This is a genomic window from Alicyclobacillus acidocaldarius subsp. acidocaldarius Tc-4-1 (assembly GCF_000219875.1).
Taxonomy (GTDB): Bacteria; Bacillota; Bacilli; order Alicyclobacillales; family Alicyclobacillaceae; genus Alicyclobacillus; species Alicyclobacillus acidocaldarius_A.
Window position 1 is genome coordinate 2,602,342 of the sequence record NC_017167.1, and the last position, 17,083, is coordinate 2,619,424.

Consider the following 17,083-nt stretch of genomic DNA (forward strand, 5'->3'; position numbering starts at 1 on the left):
GCGTGACGTAGGGCGGCGCGTCAGGCGGGCCCCTTCTCCACCATCGCCTTCAGGGTCACGTAGTCGGTCTTCCCGCTGCCAAGCAGCGGAAATTCGTCAATCACGCGGATCTCCGCCGGCACGTGCATGCGCGAGTAGCCCAGCTGATCGACGAGATCGCGCATGGGCGCAAGCGTCAGTCCTTTTTGGGTCGTGACAAGCACAATGCGCTCGCCGCGCGCCGGATCAGGGATGGAGACGGCTGCAAAGGCCGGATGGCCGTACGCGCGCGCCGCCAGTTGCTCCACCAGGTTGAGCGAGATCATCTCGCCCGCGATTTTCGCAAACCGCTTGAGCCGGCCCACAATCGTCACGAAGCCGTCCTCGTCTACGTCGACGACGTCGCCTGTGTTGTACCAGCCCGTCTGTTCCACGAAGCCCTCCCCGTGAACCAAATAGCCCTTCATCAGGTTGGGCCCCTGCACGTGCAGCAGTCCCCCTTGCTCGATCCCGTCGACAGGCTCCAGCCGATAGCGAATGCCCGGCAAGAACCGCCCCACCGAGCCCTGCTTGTGGTTGATGGGGGTGTCCAGGGACATGATGGGCGAGGTCTCGGTGGCGCCGTAGCCCTGCATGATCTGAAGCCCAAACTTCTGGAGCCACGCCTGCTCCACCTCCGGCTTGAGCCGCTCTGCGCCAGCCACGGCGTAGCGGAGATGCGCAAACTGCTCGGGCGTCGCGTTCTGCCCGTATTTCTCGAGGAACGACGACGTGCCAAACAGGATGGTCGACTGCTCCTGGCCGCAGATCTCGGGGATGCGCTTATAGTGAAGCGGCGACGGATACAGATAGACCTGGATGCCTGCGATGAGTGGCAGCAATGCCCCCGCCGTGAGCCCGAACGAGTGAAACATCGGCATCGCGTTCAGCATGCGATCCTCGGTGCCAAAATCGATCACGGACCTCGTCTGTTGGACGTTGGCGTAGATGTTCCCGTGCGAGAGCACCACCCCGCGCGGGCGATACTCGCTTCCCGAAGTGAAAAGGATGATCTCGTTCGATCCGGGATGCGCTGGGCGCTTGCGGCGGAACGCCCACAAACCGGCGAGCTTCGCGCCAAGCCCAATCTGCTTGCGCACGTCCTCCATGTAATGGAGCTTGTACCTCGCCGTGAGCGCCTGCTCCAGCTCCTGCAGTTGCCCCTTCTCAATGAACTCGCGGGACGTCAGGATGGTATCGACCCCCGCGGTCTCACACGCGTCGACGACCGTCTGCACCCCGCTCGAGTAGTTGAGCATCACCGGGGTGAGCCCGGCGTAAAACATCGCGAACAACACCACCACGTGGCCCACCGAATTCGGCAGCATCACCCCGACGCGTTGGCGCTGAATCATCCGGCGAAGCGCGGTGCCAAGCACGTAGCTTTGAAGCAGCACGTCGCGGTAGCGCGCGCTGCCCGTCATGTCCTTGACGATGACGCGGTCTTCCCCGTAATACCGCGCGGACTGCACGAGCTCGTCGAACAGGTTGACCGACGCCACCGTGCGCGGTCCCATGTAACTTTGGAGCAAGAACTCCTGTAGGGTGTCGAGCGCCGAGCGCGGGTCGCCGAAAGGAAGCGGGTGTTCCTCGTCGATGACAAGCGAATGACCATACACAGGAATGACCGGGATCCGGCGCTCGGTGGCATAGCGGGCGACGGCCTGGAAGCCCCGCTGATCCGTGTCCAGCGCGACGAGCACCGCGCCCGTGGACAGCGCCTCCATGAGCGGCTTGAGGGTGATTGGCCGCTCCGCGTCCATCACGCCGACCCGCCGCGCCCCGAGCGCTGTCCCGTACCGCTCCTGCACCTTCGCATTCACGAATACCGGCACGTGCGCCGGAAAGAGCGCAAGCGCCTCGTGGAACCGCGTGTAGAGAGTGACGTTCAGAAGATAGATGGAGGGCGTTTTCCATCGCTCATCAGAAGATAACGCTTTCATAGCCATCTCCTATCACATCGCAAATCGGGCACTTGTGGCACCAGTGTAGCACGGCCCGCGCGATTCGGATACGCCCATTTATGGTATGCTTGAGCGGACGAACATTTCTGACGAGTGGGAGAGGTCTTCCATGAAGTTCTCCGAGATGAAGTATCAGCGGCCGGATTTGGCGGCGCTGAAACACGACGTCCTGCGGCTCATCGACGAATTCGAGGCTTCCACCACCCCGGAGGCCGCCCTCGACGCCCTGCAAGAAGTGAACCGGCTGCGCATGGATTTCCAGACCATGTTTGAACTCGCGTACATCCGCAATTCCGTGGACACGCGGGACGAGTTTTACCGGGCGGAGAAAGCGTTTTTCGACGAGGCAGCGCCGGAGATGGAAGCGCTCGAGACTCGGCTGCGCCAGGCGCTCATCGCCTCGCCCCACCGCAAGGCGCTCGAGGAGCGCTTCGGCCGTCAGTGGTTCCGGCTCGCGGAGGTGCAGACGAGATCGTTCAGCGACGCGATTGTGGAAGACATGCAGAAGATCAATGCCCGCGTGACGGACTACAACCAACTCGTGGCGAGCGCCCGCATTCCATTCGGCGGCGAGACGTACAACCTGAGTCAGATGGTGAAGTTCACCGAATCGCCCGACCGCGAGACCCGACAAAACGCCGTGCGCGCCATGTTCGGCTTTTTCGCGGAGCACGGCGACTCGTTTGACGAGATGTACGACGATCTCGTCCGGATGCGCACGGCCATGGCCCAGAAGCTCGGGTACGAAAACTTTGTGCAGATGGGCTACCATCGCATGAACCGCACGGACTACGGCCCGACGGAGACGGCGGCATTCCGCGAGGCCATTCGAAAGCATATCGTGCCGCTCGCCGCCGAGATTCGCGACAAACAGCGCGAGCGCCTCGGTCTATCGTCCCTGCGCATCCATGACATCAGCCTTTGGTATCGAGATGGCAACGCCCACCCGAAAGGCGATCCGGCCTTCATCCTGGAAAACGGCAGGCGCATGTACAAAGAGCTGTCCCCGGAGACGGACGCGTTCTTTCAGTACATGTTGGACCACGAACTCATGGATCTGTTGAGCCGCGAGGGCAAGCGCGTCGGCGGTTACTGCACCTTTATCCCGAATTTCAAAGCACCGTTCATTTTCGCCAACTTCAACGGCACCCTGGGCGACGTGACCGTCCTCACGCACGAGGCCGGGCACGCATTTCAAGCGTATCAGTCGCGCGACATGAAACTGCCCGAGTATTTCTTCCCCACATCGGAGGCAGCCGAGATCGACTCGATGAGCATGGAGTTCTTTACGTGGAAGTGGATGCCGCTCTTCTTCCAGGAGGACGCGGACAAGTTCTTTTACACGCACCTGGCGGATTCCGTGGTGTCCATCGCGTACATGGCCGCGGTCGACGAGTTTCAGCACGCCGTGTACGAGCGCCCCGAGATGACGCCTGCCGAGCGCAAGGCCAAGTGGCGGGAACTGGAGCGCATCTACATGAACCGGGGCGACGAATTTTACGAGGGAATGCCGTACCTCGAGGAAGGCGGCCTGTGGCAGCGCCAACTCCATATCTACAACTACCCGTTTTACTACATCGACTACGCGCTCGCCCAGGTGTGCGCGCTGCAGTATTTCCTCTGGATGCAGAACAATCCGTCCGAGGCCTGGGAGTCGTATCTGCGCCTCTGCGGACTGGGGGGCAGCCGCTCGTTCCTGGAACTGGTCAGCGAAGCCGGCCTGCGTTCCCCCTTCGACGAATCGACGCTGGCGGACGTCGTTCCAGGCATCCGGGATGTGCTGAGCCAGCTGGAAGCCAAACTGCCGTCCTGAGCGAATTTCGCGACCACGTCGCCGGAAGTGGCCCCCCGGAGCGGACTCTCACCGCCTGGCCACCGCCTGTGCCGGGCACGGCGGCACGCCCCAGCCCTCAGCGGCTGGGGCGTTCTCACCGCCTGCGGGCCAGCCACCACACCAGCGCGACGATGGCAATGACGAGAATGAGCGTGAACGGGATGTGGCGCGCAATGCCGTAGCCAATGCCAAATCCGAGCCCGTGCACCAGCCCGTTCACAAACATGTGACCCAGGCCATAACCTCCGTAACCGTAGCCATAGCTATGAGAAAAGAAACTTCTCGAAAACGCATGCGACGCTCCAAATCCTCGGAGCCCCCACATGTTCCGTCCCCCTCAATTTTTACGTGGCTTTCACAAAAACGGGGCCTTTTCTTCATATGCAGGCTTCATCATACCCTCAGAGAGCTGCGAGAGGAGGCCCATCACTTGCGAAACAGGCGCCTGCGTCGAGCCGTTTGGGCAGCCATGTGGGGCTTTGGCGCCGTGTCCCTGGCTGGCATCGGAGAGGCCGCGCTGCATCGCGCCGACGCGCAAATTGCAAACGAAGCCGCTTCGATGGCCATGCAGAACGCAACGAGCGACGACGGACCGCCGCCCACGCCCCCGCCCGTTCTGACGAATGTCCAAATCCTACAAGAAGACCGGGACGCTGTCAACCTGATGAACGAGGTCGCGCTCACCCCGCGCATCCTGCCCGGCGGCGTCAAGCAATTCACGCTCACCGCATCCAAGTTCGGTTGGAACTTTTACCGAAACGTAAACCTGTGGGCCTGGGGCTACAACGGGCAAGTCCCCGGGCCGCTCATCCGCGTCCGCGTCGGCGATCGCGTCGAGATCGTCGTACACAACGATCTCCCCGAACCGACCACCATCCATTGGCACGGAATGGCGGTCCCAAACGACATGGACGGGGTGCCAGGCTTTCCCGAGCCCGCCATTCAGCCGGGCGGCACCTTTGTCTACCGGTTCACCGTGACAAGTCAGATGATCGGCACGCACTGGTATCACAGCCACTACGACGACGATTATCAGGTGGACGCTGGATTGAACGGCGTGATCATCGTCGATCCCAAAACACCCTCGCCGTCCATGCGCCACGTGCGCGACGTCCTGTTTGTGCTCGGCGCAGGTAAGCAGGACGGATCGGACAACGAGAACACGTTTCTCATCAACGGCAAGGCGTATCCGGACACCCCGCAGCTGACGGTGAAACGCGGCACGACGGTGTACATGCGAATTGTCAACGCATGTGCGGAGACGTTCCACGCGATGACCATCGATGGGTATGATGTGAAGATTGTGGCGCAGGACGGTCAGCTGCAGCCGGATCCGCAGACGGTCAGCGTCGTGTCCATCGCACCGAGCGAAACGGTGGATGTGGAGTTCACGGCGGATCAAACCGGCACCTTCCCGTTTTACGACACCGTGGCGAGCTCGCTCATCAATCCGAATGACACCGTGGACCCCGTGGGTGGCATGATGACGCTCATCCACGTGGTCCCGTGAGGAGGTGGACCATGCGCCGAACCGTCCCAGCTCTGGTTGCAGCACTCGGCGCCTGCGCGTCGCTCGCCCTCGCCTGGGTCCACGCGTCGCCCGTCCTGGGCGCGGGCGCCAAGGTGGCGTCCACGAGCATGTCCATGGCGCCGACGAGCACCATGGGATCGCTCCTCGTGCCGGAAGGCGTTCCCGACGCGGGCCCGCTGTCCATCACCCCTGCTCTCATTCGCGAACAAAACGCAGACGCCGACCGGGTCATGGACGAGCAGGGCATGACGTCGCAAATGCTGCCCGGAGGCATCAAGCGGTTCACGCTCGTCGCGAGCGAGGTGAACTGGTACCTGTATCCGGGCAAGTCGGTCGTCGCGTGCGGATACAACGGGCAGGTGCCAGGCCCTGTCATCCGCGTGCGCGTCGGCGATCGCGTCCAAATCCTCCTGAAGAACGAGCTGAATGAACCCACCACCCTGAACTTCCCGGGTCTCCCGCTGCCGGCGTCCCAACTTGGCATCGGCGGCGTGACCGAGCGGCCCGTCCCGCCGGGCGGCGAGCGGTTGTACAGTTTCACGGTGACGCCGGACATGGTCGGCACGCACCTGTACGAGAGCGGCACCGACATGGCGAGCGAGATTGATCAGGGCCTGCACGGGGTGCTTCTGGTCGATCCGGCGCGCGGACCCCTCTACCCTTTCGCCAAGGTGGACGCGCTCTTTGAAATCGACGCGTGGATGGTGGACGGATCGACCACCGAGAACGCATTCGGCCTGGACGGGAAACCGTATCCCAACGCGCCCCAACTGACCGTGCCGTACGGAAGCCGCGTCGTGCTGCGCATCGTGAACGCGAGCAGCATGTGTTATCACGCCATGCACGTGCACGAGACGACCTTTTGGCTCCTGGCGGAAGATGGGCACCCGCTGCCCGTTCCGCGCCCGATGAACGTGCTCGCCATCGCGCCGGGCGAGACGGCCGATATCGAATTTCCCGCCGACGTGCGCGGAGACTGGATGTTTCACTGTCACATCCTCGACCACATGATGAATCCGGACGACGAGGTCGACATGATGGGGGGACTGGTCACGTTCATTCACGTGAAATGAGGGCGGCGCGATGGCGCCGGGCGCGCTCGTTGTCGGCTATCGTCGCATGGAAAAGGCCGAGCGCGGCGACTGCCCCTCGGCCTTCTGCCTGGTCTCTGTCTGTCAGTGCGGAATCTCGCCGAGCATCGTCACACCCGACTGGATCTGCACCTGATTCTCCACAAGGTTCGAGGTGTTCTGAATCTGCGGCGGCTGGTCTGCCGTGATGCTGACGTCGTTCAGCGCGATGTTCGAGATGGGTGCGTTCGGCAGGCCATTCATGTAGATGGACTGGCCCGCGTACTCGCAGCTCACGTTCGAAATGGTCATGTTCTCAAACTGCGGCACGTACGAGTTTGGCCCGGGAGCCTCAAGCGAAGACGTGTCCGCCCCGTTGTCCACATAGCCGTCGTCGAAGGTGATGGCGGCTCCACTGATGTCCCGCATGACGATGTCATCCATGTAGATGTCCTCCACCAGCCCACCCTTGCCCACGCCGCTCTTGAAGCGCAGGCCCGACTCCGTGCCATCGTACACGTCGCCCGTGACCCAGACGTCCCGGATGCCGCCGTCCGTGTAACTGCCGACGGCGAGGCCGCTGTGGCCGTTGTGCACGATGCAGTCCGCCACGACGACGTCCTGCTCGTTGAACACTCCCGCAGCGTCGTTCCCGCTCGACTCCAACGCGATGCCATCGTCCCCCGTGTCGATCACGTCGCGATACAAGACGACCGTGTCATCGGCCGAGACGTCAATTCCGTCCGTGTTCTGCCCGTACCACGGGTTGCGGATGTTCACATCGTCGATGACCACGTCCTTGGAGGTGTTCACCTTCACAGTCGCAAACGGCGAATTTTCAAAGGTGACGCCCTGGAGCCACACGCCTTGGCACCCCTGGAAGTACACCATGTACGGCCGGAGGTAGTCCTTCACCTGCAGGTAGTCCTGATACGTCATGTTCGGATGCGCCTTGATATACGCCTGGGCGTTTGCACCCTGCGCCGTCGGCCACCAGGTGCTTCCGTCTGGCGTCACCACGCCCCCCGACGCCACGAGCGCATTCCACTGTTCCGCCGAGAGCTTCGACTTCTCCACCGGCCGCCACGAGTTGCCGGCACCGTCGATCACGCCGTGACCCGTGATGGCGACATCCACCGCGTCCGTCGCGCTGATGGGCGATTGAACGATGTAGGCGCTCCCGCTCGGGACGAGCGGATACAGGTCGTGATCGCCCGAAAACTGGAGCTGGGCGCCGGACTCCACGTTGAGGTCGACGTGACTCTTCAGCACGATGGGACCGGTGACCCAATAGCCCGGCGGAATGTCGACGATGCCGCCGCCGTGTTGGCTGGCTGCGTCGATGGCCGCTTGAATGGCCTGGGTGTTGACCTGCCCGATGCCCGGCTTCGCGCCGTATTCGGTGATGTCGTAGACGCGGGGCACGATGTTCGGCAACGACGGGACGGGCATGGCGAACGGCGCGCCGTGCAGGACCTGGGCGAGAGAAGCGTCGAGATCGCCCGCCTGCGCGACGAGATCGGCCACGTTGTCGGCCTGGGCGAAGCGCGCGTGAGCGGTCCAGCCGGTGGCGGCGGCCGCGACCAGCGCGAGGCTCGCGCCTGCCGAGAGACTCCGTTTCCACCTAGGCACGCATGTCACCTCCTTTCGCGGTCATCCGCGCAGGCCCGTGGTGGCGATGCCGCGGACGACGTACTTCTGCAGGAAGAAAAGATAAGGAAGAGCGGAATGAGCGACACGGTGGACATGGCGAACAGCGGCCCCCACTCCTCCTGCGCGACGGCGTTCGCGAGCGACTCCAGCCCGAGCGGCACCGTGAACTTCTGCGCCGAATTCAAGTAGATGAGTTGAGAGAAAAAGTCGTCCCAGCACCAGATGAAACTGAAGATGGCCGTGGTGATGAGCGCCGGCACGATGAGCGGCAGGATGACGCGCACAAACAGCGTGAAGGCATTGCAACCGTCGATCTTCGCCGCCTCGTCCAATTCTTTGGGCAGCCCCCGGATGAATTGCACGATGAGAAAGATGAAGAACGGACTACCAAAGAACGCGGGCACGATGAGCGGATAATACGTATTGATCCAGCCCAGATAGTGAAACATCGCGTACTGGGGAATGAGCGTGACCTGCGTCGGCAGCATCATCGTGATCATCATGATGCCAAACAGAATGGATTTCCCTCGAAACGTGAAGCGCGCGAACCCGAACGCGACGATGGCGGACGAGATGACCGTGCCGAGAGACACCAGACAGGACACCAACAGCGAATGTAGGATGAACGTGCCAAACGGTAGGCCAGGAATCGCGTTCCAACCTTGCGGGTAATTTGCGAGCGTCCAGTGCTTGGGCCAAAACGAAGCACTGGAGAAGATCTCGTTGGTCGGCTTGAACGAGCCAAACACCATCCAGAGCACGGGATAGATGAGGAAGAACCCGATGACCACGAGCACGGCGTGGGCGAGAACGATTCCGCGCCTCGTGCGAATGGTTCCCGTCACAGCCCTCTCCTCCTTTCCCTCAGGACTCGTAGTACACGTAGCGGCTTCCGAACCTGAACACCAAGAACGTCAGCACGCCCACCAACACCAGGAGGAACCAGGCCAGCGCCGACGCGTAGCCCATGTTCTGGAAGTTAAAGGCCTCCTCGTACAGGTAGAGCGCGAAAAACAGCGTCGCGTTCAGCGGCCCGCCGTCCGTGACGATGTATCCCTGCGTGAACTGGGTGAACCCATTGATGATGGACATGATCAGGTTGAAGAAAATGACCGGCGACAACATGGGAATGGTGATGCGAAAGAACCGGTACAGGCGGCCCGCGCCGTCCACGATGGCGGCCTCATACAGCGACTCGGGAATCTGCTTCAGTCCTGCCACGAAGATCATCATCGCCGAACCGAACTGCCAAGCCTGCAGCATGGCGAGCGTGAACAGGGCCGTGCGTGGTTCGGCGAGCCAATTGGGCCCGTGAATGCCGACGAGCGCCAGGCCTTTGTTGATGAGACCGTCGGGCCCAAACATCTGTTGCCACAGGTAGGCGACAGCGACGCTCGTGCCGATGAGCGACGGAACGTAGTACACCGTCCGGTACACGCCGATGCCTTTGACCTCGAGACTGAGGAGCAGAGCGATGGCGAGGGCGACCACCATCTTGACAGGCACGGAGATCAAGATGTACTCCAGCGTGTCCACGAGCGAAGTGGCAAACAACTGGCTCTGCGTGAACATGTGCACATAATTCTCGAGACCTATCCACCTGGGTGGCTGTAGGAGATTGTAGTTGGTAAATGAAAGGTAGAGCGAGACCAGGATGGGCCCGAGCGAAAAGACCACCAAGCCGAACATCCATGGGCTCAGAAACAGATAGGCGACCTTCTCGTTGCGCGGCCGCACGGCCTTCGCGGCCTCGCCGTTCGCTTGGACATTGGCTTTGGTCGAGGTTGCCACAGCCACGCGATCACCCCGCTTTCCGGAATGGCCCGGCGTTGCGCCGGGCCCCGTCCTCGGAGACGTCATTCACCGCCGTTCTGCAGGAGGTCGTTCGCCTCCTGCATAAACTGTTCGGCGCCCTGCTGAGCCGTCTCCTTGCCGTATTGCACAGCCTGGACCATGTTCGCGAAATCCTGGTCGATTTCGTTGTTCGCTTGAGGTGGTGGCGGATCAATCGGAGTCGCCACCTTGAGTGCTTCGTCTGTAAGCGTGAATTCCTGCTGCTCAGGTCGTGTCAGCCCGGCTCTTTCAAGCGCAGCGCGGACCGAAGACGACACCGGAATTCCTCGGTCCAAACCGAGCGCTTTTCCTGCAGAGTCATTGTTCAGCAAGAAATTGACGAACAACTCTGCCTGCTCTGGGTACCTTGTCTTGGAGTAAATGCTCCAAAACTGACTTGGCTTCAGATAAAGTCCCTCTGGTCCCCCAGGCCGGGTGGGCGGCAAGGACATTCCGAGGGGTTTTGTCATCTCGCTCTGGAAGCTCACAATGTATGCGTCCCATGTCATTTCCGCGAGAGACTTACCCGGAACCATAGGATCAGTGGGGTCAGCAGCTTGCTTGATTAGTGAAGTGACCGTTCCGGGTGGCACCGCTCCCTCTTTGCGCAGATTTGCCCAGTAATTTAGATACGCGACGAGTGTACTTTGGGTAAATCCAAGCTTCGTCCCGGCGGCGTTGTATAGATGCTGTCCGTACTGACGAGTCCAATAGCCGAACGTCTGCCAGTTTTCGTCGTCATCTTCCGCCCACCTACCAGTAATCTTGTGTACTTTCTCCAATAAATTAGCCCACTGGTCCCATGACATGCGCTGACCGTGATACCCAGCCTTTGCGAATGCGTTCTGGTCGTATATCACGCTGTAACAGTCAATTGCATTTGGAATACCATATAATCCACCATTGATGTAACCACTTCGGAGAACGCTTGGACTAATGGTAGCAAGGTCGAGTCCCTTCACACCCTTTAAATCCAGCAATTGCCCCTCTTTGGCGTACGCCTCGATGTAATCGTAATCCATCTGCATAATATCCGGCGCGTTGCCGCCCGCGACCTCGGTGGAGAGCTTCGTGAAGTACTGATTGAACGGCCCGCCGAATTCGGTCTGGATGTGAATGTTCGGATAGACTTTCTCAAACGCTTTCACCGCCGCAAGCGTAACCGCTTCTTCCTTCGCGTCACCCCAGAAGCCAAAGGTAAGCGTGACGACCGGCTTCGAGTCCGCGCTGCCCGCCGCCTGCCCGGCTTGCGACCCGCTCGAACCGCTCTGTGTCGCGGCGGTTCCGCAGCCCGCCACGACCAACGCGGCCGCGGCGCTCGCCGTCCATGTCCATCTCTTTTTTCGCATGCGGATTCCTCCTCGTTTCACGTTGTCACACGCTTGAGACCGACACCCATCAACTGCCACAAAACCTCCGGATACGGCTCATGACCCCCAGATTGTGCAAGAAACATCGCGCCGTTTGTCACGCCCATGGCCTCGTACGCCGCTTTGACGGCCGCAAACGCTGCACGCGCACCTTCGAACGGAAACACGCCGTCGCGTTCGCCATGCACAATGGTCAGGCGCCGCGGCGCCACGAGCGCCGCCACATCCCCCCAATCGCCGAAGTTGAGAAGACCCGGTACGTAGTTGCACAAGCAATGTCGCGTTGCAAGGAGCGAATGCCGGGCGGTGCACATCGCCGACAGGAGGATCAGGTGGCGGACCCGCGAATCGCAGGCCGCGTGAAACAGCGCGGCCGTGCCGCCGCCTGAAAATCCCGCCGTGACAAGGCTCTCCATGTCGAAGCGCCCGTCCATCTCCATCGCGTCCAGGAGCTCTATCAGGTCCCGGACGCGGTCGCCGAGGAGCGTCCGGCCGACGAGCAATCGCTGCCGCGCGAACCGCTCACAGCTGTGCTCCAGGCCCAGGGCGCGATCCGCCGGATCCATCGTGGCGCCAAACCCGCGCAAGGACGGGAGCACCACCGCAAAGCCCGCGTCACGCAGCAGTTCCGCAACGGGTGCGCCCTTGACGTACACCTCGTTCGCGCTGCGGAAGTAATCGTAGCCGAGCGGCGAATGGCCATGGATCAACACGGCGGTGGGATAGCCGCCCGCGGGCGCCGTGCCCTCCGGAAGGAGCACGTGGACTTCGCGATCCGCCACGAGTTCGCTCAACGTCCTCCGCTTCTCCGACCGCTCCAGGCCGAGCAGCCGAGCGAGGGCCTCGACTCGTTCGCTTGCCGCCCCCCGCGACACCAGGCTTCCCTCCCTCATCACCGGACGCCGACCGGCGCGCTTTCGCCCAACAGATCCGCGATGCGCACGAACTGCCCAGTGGCCATCGAGAGATTCGCCGCCACGCCGATCAGGATGGACATGGCCCCCGCGCGCGATCCGGCCACGTGGCCGTAGGGATCGCTGTCGACGCCGCGGAACAGGTGGTCCTTGAGGCGCCTGTCGCCGCCGCCGTGGCCCTCACGCACATGCGGCACGCGGAACACCTGGACGCCGCCAAAGAGGGGATAGAAGCGGATTTCCAGCTCGCGCACCTCTTCGGCGGACGACGGATCGCCAAACCGCCAGTCCACCGTGCGGCGAACGTCCTTCGAGCTCCTCCGCGCGAAGTCCGTCGCGTCCTCCTCGGTGATGAAGTACTCGGGCTCGAACGCCTCCAGCCGGCCCTTGCTGCCGTTGAACGCCACTTGCCAGCCCTCAAATGGCGTGGCCGCAGTGAGCATGTACGTCGCCTGCACGCCATTCGGATAGCGGATGAGCGCCCCCATCGTATCCTCAATGTCGATGCGTTCGGAGAACACGCACTGATCGCGGTGGTACCCGTCATAGGCCTCCGCCTGCTTGTAGAGCGCGTTCAGGGTGGCGTCGCGGCCGAGATCGAGGTAAAACGGACAGCGGTCCGCCACCTGGCACGTGGCGCAGCGCTCGCCGTGGCCCGGCATGCGATCCGGCACGTAGTAATGGCGCGATCCCATGGCGACAACCTCCTCGGGCTCGAGGCCCAGCCACCAGTTGATGAGGTCGAAGTGGTGCGTCGCCTTGTGAACAAACAGGCCGCCGGAGTTCTTCTTCTCCGCGTGCCAGCGCCGGAAGTAGTCCGCGCCGTGCACGGTGTCGAGGTACCAGCGAAACTCCACCGAATGGACTTCGCCGATGATGCCCTCCTGCAACAGCCGCTTGATCTCGGTCTTATATGGCGCGTATCGATAGTTGAACGTGACGCGGACCGTCTTGCCGCTGCGCCGCTCGGCATCCAGGATCCTGCGGCACCGCTCCGCATCGATGGTCATGGGCTTTTCGGTGATCACGTCCTTGCCTCGCTCAAGCGCTTTCACGATAAAATGGTCGTGCGTCGCATCCATCGTCGTAACGATGACGCAGTCGCATTCGACGTTGTCCAGCATCTCGTCGAAATCCGTGAAGCCCGGAATGTCCTTGCCCAGGACTTCCTGCGCATACCGGACGCGCCCCTCGTTGCGGTCGCAAAGCCCCGTGACCCGCGCGACATCCCGGTAATGCGTGACGAGATCGCGCCCGAACATCGAGATGCCGCGCGATCCGAGCCCGACAATGCAATAGTTGGTCATGGCCGTCCGTCACCCCTCGTATTAACCACGTTGTTAGTTGGCCTCATCTCGTTGTTGCTAAAAGGTAGCACAGTTCTTCATGGATATCAATAACCACGTTTTCATTTCTTCTTGACTTTTTCGGACACGATCATGGCGAAAACGCTCGAAATCGCTCAACGTGCGTCTCCAATCGCCGAATCGTTTCACATTCTATTTAATAACGTTGTTATTTGTGTTAAAATGTCGAGGAAATCACAGACCTGTTGGCTTTGCGGCACACGCAAGACGCCGCGAGGCCCATGGACTTTGGACAGAGGGAGACCCGCCATGGTGAGCATTAAGGATATCGCGGAACGCGCGGGCGTCAGCTACAGCACGGTTTCGAAGGCGCTCAACGACAGCCCGCTGGTCAAGGAGGAGACCAAGCGGCGCATCCTGGAAATCGCGCGCAGCATGGGCTATCAGCGAAACCTGCTCGCACGCCACCTCGTGTCGGGCCGCACGCGGCTCATTGGCTTCGGGCTCGTGAACCTGGGAAACCCCATCTTCGCCAACCTCACCATTCAGCTGCACCGGGCCCTGGCCGCGCTCGACTACCGGATGGTGATTGCGATTTCGCCGGACGAGATCGACCTGCTGAATCAGATGCGCGCCGACGGCCTCGTGATTTGGGCCGATCTCGTCTCGCGCCACCCGCACCTGATGGAGGAGCTGGGGCGCTGGCAGGCGAAAACGCTCGTCATCGGGACTGACGAGCCCGTGCCGCTGCCGCACGTGCGATTTGACCGCCGCGCCGGAATTGCGGAAGCCGTCCGATACCTGCGCTCGTTTGGGCACCGGAGGATTGGATTCATCGGCAGCTCCCAGGAGATCAAGGTGCGGGCCTTTTTGGAGGCGGTGGAACAAGCGGGGCTTCAGCCGTCCCCGGACTGGCTGTATCCGGCGGAGCCGACCTTTGAGGGAGGTTACCGGGCGATTCGATACGCAAGGCCAGACATTCCCATGCCGACGGCCTTCATCGGGCTGAACAACTTGATCACGAAGGGGGCGCTTCGCGCGCTGCTTGAGCTCGGCTACCGGGTGCCTCAGGACGTGAGCCTCATTGGATACGATAACTTGCCCGACATGCAGTTTGCGGAGGTGCCCATCACGACGGTCGGCCCGTCGCTCGAAGAAGTGGCGGACTTTGCGGCGCACCGCGTCGTCGACATGATCAACGGGAAACCCGGGCCGGACGCGCACGTGATTCAACCCATCCTCATTCCGCGCGCGTCCGTCGAACGAGCGCCCGACAGGGACGAGGATTGAGCTCGGGCGCCGACGGCGCCCGCCGGGCTCAACCCCCGTAGAAAAGCCCCGTCTCGGCGAGCGTGAGCGGCTTGCCGTCGCGATGCACCCCGGCGTCCACGACCTCGCCTACAATGAGCGTGTGATCGCCCCGGTCGACCACGTCTGTCACGCGGCACTCAAACCAGGACAGCGCGTCGCGCAGGATGGGGCTTCCGGTCGTCGAGGTGTAGAACTCGACGTCCTCAAACTTGTTCCCCACGCGCTTCAGGGGCTTGAAGAACTTGAAGGCGAGGTCCTTCTGCCCACTCTCCAGAACGTTCACCGAGAACACGCGGCTCTCGAGGATGCCGTCGCACGACGTGGTGCCCTTCTTGACGCCAATCGCCACGAGCGGCGGCTGGAAAGATGCCTGCGTCACCCAGTTGCCGGTGAACGCGTTGACATCATCCTCTCCGATTTTGGTGCCAATCACGTAGAGTCCGTACGTGATGTGGCGGAGCGCTGTTTTCTTCGCTTGCTCGTCCATCCTCGCACCTCCTGATGCCGAAAGGCGTTTCCCATTTGAGTATACCGCTTCCCTGCCGTTCCATCACCCGGTGGCACGGGCGCTCACCCAGTCGATCACGTCCTTCACGGTCTGCAGCCCGAGCCGCCCGCACAGCTCCATTTCCTTGCGCCAGACGGCCGCGGTCATGCGCACGTCCGCATCCGCCTGGTGGCGGCCGACCACCGGGATCCCGAGCCATTCGCAGGCCTCGTCGAGCGTCAGGGGCCTCGCGGCCCGCGCCAGCACCTGGGCCACGACCGCCGTGTCCATCGCGATGGGCCGCAGCCGGAGCCGCCACAGCGCGTCCGTCGCGCGCTGGAGAAAGCCGAGATCGTGCCGGACGTGGTGGGCCACCCAGACGCGGCCTGCGCCGAGCTCCAGCGCGCGGCGAAGCGCCGCCTCAAGGGGCTCGCCGTCCCGCACGGCCTGTGGCGTGAGGCCGGTCAGCTCCCAAATGTGCGGGGGGACGTCCGCGATGTCGTCATGGCGCACGATGGCGTAGAAGCTCTCGTCAGGCTCGCTTCGCCACCCGGAAAACGTGGCACAGGCGACCGAGAGGATCTTGTCGCGCACAGGGGAAAAGCCAGACGTCTCGAGGTCGAGCACAAAGTAGGGCGCTTCGCCGAGGGGCCGCTCCCAGACCGGCACCGGTTCGGGAGTCAAGGGCGCGTCTCTCCGGAGGGAGAAAAACCACCTCATCTGGATCCCCTCGGTTTCGGAAATCGTCGACACACCAGGCGCTCGAGGGCTTGGGCCGTGCGCAAATGCTCGTGAAGCGCTTCCTGCCAGGCGGGAGACAAACTCGACCGAGGGACGAGATCGACGCTGTCTCGCTGGCCCCGGAGCCAGCATTCCGCGTGGTGGCGCGCCCGCAGCCTCCATCCAAACCAGAGCGCTTGCACAATCGCCTCCGGCTGCAAGTCTCCGAGGGCGCCGAGGCGGCCGAGTGATGCGGCGCGATCGACCGAGCCGAGCGCGTCGACCCCATGATGCAGACTGAGCAAGCGAAGCGCGTGGACCATAGGCGCGAGGAACCTGTCCTTGATATGGAAGACCATATCCGCGCCGCTCGCTTCCCAGCGCACGCCGCGCAGGGCGCGAAATCCAACGGTCCCGCGAATGCCGAGATGCGCCATCTGCCACTTCATGAATGCCGATCCCGCGATGACATCGCGCACCCGCGCCGCAACGGGCGCCCAGTCCGGCGCGTCGTCGAGAGGAAGCGCGTCCACCGTCATGTACAGGTAGCGGACATTGGCCCAGTCCGGAAACTCCGCATACGACTGAATGCGCGCGGTCCATGCGCCTGTAGGGCCGAACCAGCGCGGATTGGCACCCATCACGTTGCCCATGCAGGGCGCAAAGCCCATCGGGCCCATCCAGCGCACGAACCGTTCAATGTCCGGGGCTGCGTCGGCGAGCCGAAGGTCCGCAGTCGTGACGAGCGCAAAGTCGAGATCGCTCTGCGGCAGATCCTCTCCGCGCGCGAGCGACCCAAGCGCGACGAGACGCGCGCGGCGCCGGACGTCCGGCGACACGGTTTCCGCCCAGCCGGCGAGCACGAAGGCCCGGCGTTGAACCTGATAGCCTTCGAACCAGCGCCGAAACGCTGCAGTGTCGTCCGGCGGACCGTCGTCCTGGAGCACGGATTCGCACCACGCGCGCTGCAAATCCTCTCCGCGCTCCCGAATGTCGCCTGCGTTCGTCACGCATCCCGGCACCATCACGGCTATCCCTCCGCCCTAACCCTTGTTCATGCGATGATTGCTA

The 17,083-nt window shown here is 62.4% G+C and carries 15 protein-coding genes; 4 read left to right on the plus strand and 11 right to left on the minus strand.

Translation table 11 applies throughout. The features are described from left to right. Nucleotides 1–20: 20 nt before the first annotated feature. Nucleotides 21–1,961, minus strand: a complete 1,941-nt coding sequence (locus TC41_RS12645; protein ID WP_014465465.1) for an AMP-binding protein — start codon at nt 1,959–1,961, stop codon at nt 21–23. A 130-nt stretch (nt 1,962–2,091) separates the two neighbouring features. On the opposite strand from TC41_RS12645, the gene TC41_RS12650 reads away from it, so the two are divergent. Continuing rightward, entirely contained in the window at nt 2,092–3,795 is a 1,704-nt protein-coding gene (locus TC41_RS12650; protein ID WP_041695446.1) for a M3 family oligoendopeptidase, read from the plus strand. A gap of 115 nt (nt 3,796–3,910) precedes the next feature. On the opposite strand, the gene TC41_RS12655 is transcribed toward TC41_RS12650, so the two are convergent. Beyond that, on the minus strand, nt 3,911–4,141 hold the full coding sequence (locus TC41_RS12655; protein ID WP_041695447.1) for a hypothetical protein: 231 nt from the start codon (nt 4,139–4,141) through the stop codon (nt 3,911–3,913). A gap of 105 nt (nt 4,142–4,246) precedes the next feature. On the opposite strand from TC41_RS12655, the gene TC41_RS17145 reads away from it, so the two are divergent. Next, nucleotides 4,247–5,326: a multicopper oxidase family protein gene (locus TC41_RS17145; protein ID WP_148260211.1), complete on the plus strand. Its 1,080-nt coding sequence runs from the start codon at nt 4,247–4,249 to the stop codon at nt 5,324–5,326. A gap of 11 nt (nt 5,327–5,337) precedes the next feature. Beyond that, nucleotides 5,338–6,420 (plus strand): multicopper oxidase domain-containing protein, encoded by a 1,083-nt coding sequence (locus TC41_RS12665; protein ID WP_014465469.1) that lies wholly within the window; start codon nt 5,338–5,340, stop codon nt 6,418–6,420. A 102-nt stretch (nt 6,421–6,522) separates the two neighbouring features. On the opposite strand, the gene TC41_RS12670 is transcribed toward TC41_RS12665, so the two are convergent. Genes TC41_RS12670 through TC41_RS12695 form a run of 6 tightly spaced genes read right to left on the minus strand, consistent with a single transcriptional unit; the run spans nt 6,523 to nt 13,494 of the window. Continuing rightward, complete coding sequence (locus tag TC41_RS12670; RefSeq protein ID WP_014465470.1) at nt 6,523–8,049, minus strand: glycoside hydrolase family 28 protein; 1,527 nt, start codon at nt 8,047–8,049, stop codon at nt 6,523–6,525. 5 nt (nt 8,050–8,054) lie between these two features. After that, a complete protein-coding gene (locus TC41_RS12675; protein ID WP_014465471.1) occupies nt 8,055–8,915 on the minus strand; it encodes a carbohydrate ABC transporter permease in 861 nt (286 codons plus the stop codon). Nucleotides 8,916–8,934: 19 nt separating this feature from the next. Continuing rightward, complete coding sequence (locus TC41_RS12680; RefSeq protein ID WP_014465472.1) at nt 8,935–9,867, minus strand: carbohydrate ABC transporter permease; 933 nt, start codon at nt 9,865–9,867, stop codon at nt 8,935–8,937. A gap of 59 nt (nt 9,868–9,926) precedes the next feature. After that, nucleotides 9,927–11,252: an ABC transporter substrate-binding protein gene (locus TC41_RS12685; protein WP_014465473.1), complete on the minus strand. Its 1,326-nt coding sequence runs from the start codon at nt 11,250–11,252 to the stop codon at nt 9,927–9,929. Between the two features lie 17 nt (nt 11,253–11,269). After that, nucleotides 11,270–12,148, minus strand: coding sequence for an alpha/beta hydrolase family protein (locus tag TC41_RS12690; RefSeq protein ID WP_014465474.1), 879 nt, complete (start codon nt 12,146–12,148; stop codon nt 11,270–11,272). A 17-nt stretch (nt 12,149–12,165) separates the two neighbouring features. Further along, on the minus strand, nt 12,166–13,494 hold the full coding sequence (locus TC41_RS12695; protein ID WP_014465475.1) for a Gfo/Idh/MocA family oxidoreductase: 1,329 nt from the start codon (nt 13,492–13,494) through the stop codon (nt 12,166–12,168). Between the two features lie 309 nt (nt 13,495–13,803). Between TC41_RS12695 and TC41_RS12700 the strand changes: the two genes are divergently transcribed. After that, nucleotides 13,804–14,784, plus strand: a complete 981-nt coding sequence (locus TC41_RS12700) for a LacI family DNA-binding transcriptional regulator (protein ID WP_014465476.1) — start codon at nt 13,804–13,806, stop codon at nt 14,782–14,784. 28 nt (nt 14,785–14,812) lie between these two features. Here the strand turns inward: TC41_RS12700 and TC41_RS12705 are convergent, their stop codons facing one another. The 3 genes from TC41_RS12705 to TC41_RS12715 form a co-directional block, all read right to left on the minus strand. Then, nucleotides 14,813–15,292 (minus strand): flavin reductase family protein, encoded by a 480-nt coding sequence (locus TC41_RS12705; RefSeq protein ID WP_012811711.1) that lies wholly within the window; start codon nt 15,290–15,292, stop codon nt 14,813–14,815. A 63-nt stretch (nt 15,293–15,355) separates the two neighbouring features. Next, nucleotides 15,356–15,976 carry a 3'-5' exonuclease gene (locus TC41_RS12710; RefSeq protein ID WP_237699945.1) on the minus strand — a complete coding sequence of 207 codons (621 nt, stop codon included), beginning with the start codon at nt 15,974–15,976 and terminating at the stop codon, nt 15,356–15,358. Between the two features lie 32 nt (nt 15,977–16,008). Further along, nucleotides 16,009–17,037, minus strand: coding sequence for a putative nucleotidyltransferase substrate binding domain-containing protein (locus tag TC41_RS12715; RefSeq protein ID WP_237700120.1), 1,029 nt, complete (start codon nt 17,035–17,037; stop codon nt 16,009–16,011). Nucleotides 17,038–17,083 lie beyond the last annotated feature (46 nt).

Excerpts from the sequence above, each read along its gene's own strand:
- TC41_RS12645 (WP_014465465.1), bottom strand. The coding sequence starts at position 1,961 with ATGAAAGCGTTATCTTCTGATGAGCGATGGAAAACGCCCTCCATCTAT.
- TC41_RS12650 (WP_041695446.1), top strand. The coding sequence starts at position 2,092 with ATGAAGTTCTCCGAGATGAAGTATCAGCGGCCGGATTTGGCGGCGCTG.
- TC41_RS12655 (WP_041695447.1), bottom strand. The coding sequence starts at position 4,141 with ATGTGGGGGCTCCGAGGATTTGGAGCGTCGCATGCGTTTTCGAGAAGT.
- TC41_RS12665 (WP_014465469.1), top strand. The coding sequence starts at position 5,338 with ATGCGCCGAACCGTCCCAGCTCTGGTTGCAGCACTCGGCGCCTGCGCG.
- TC41_RS12685 (WP_014465473.1), bottom strand. The coding sequence starts at position 11,252 with ATGCGAAAAAAGAGATGGACATGGACGGCGAGCGCCGCGGCCGCGTTG.
- TC41_RS12695 (WP_014465475.1), bottom strand. The coding sequence starts at position 13,494 with ATGACCAACTATTGCATTGTCGGGCTCGGATCGCGCGGCATCTCGATG.
- TC41_RS12700 (WP_014465476.1), top strand. The coding sequence starts at position 13,804 with ATGGTGAGCATTAAGGATATCGCGGAACGCGCGGGCGTCAGCTACAGC.
- TC41_RS12705 (WP_012811711.1), bottom strand. The coding sequence starts at position 15,292 with ATGGACGAGCAAGCGAAGAAAACAGCGCTCCGCCACATCACGTACGGA.
- TC41_RS12715 (WP_237700120.1), bottom strand. The coding sequence starts at position 17,037 with ATGGTGCCGGGATGCGTGACGAACGCAGGCGACATTCGGGAGCGCGGA.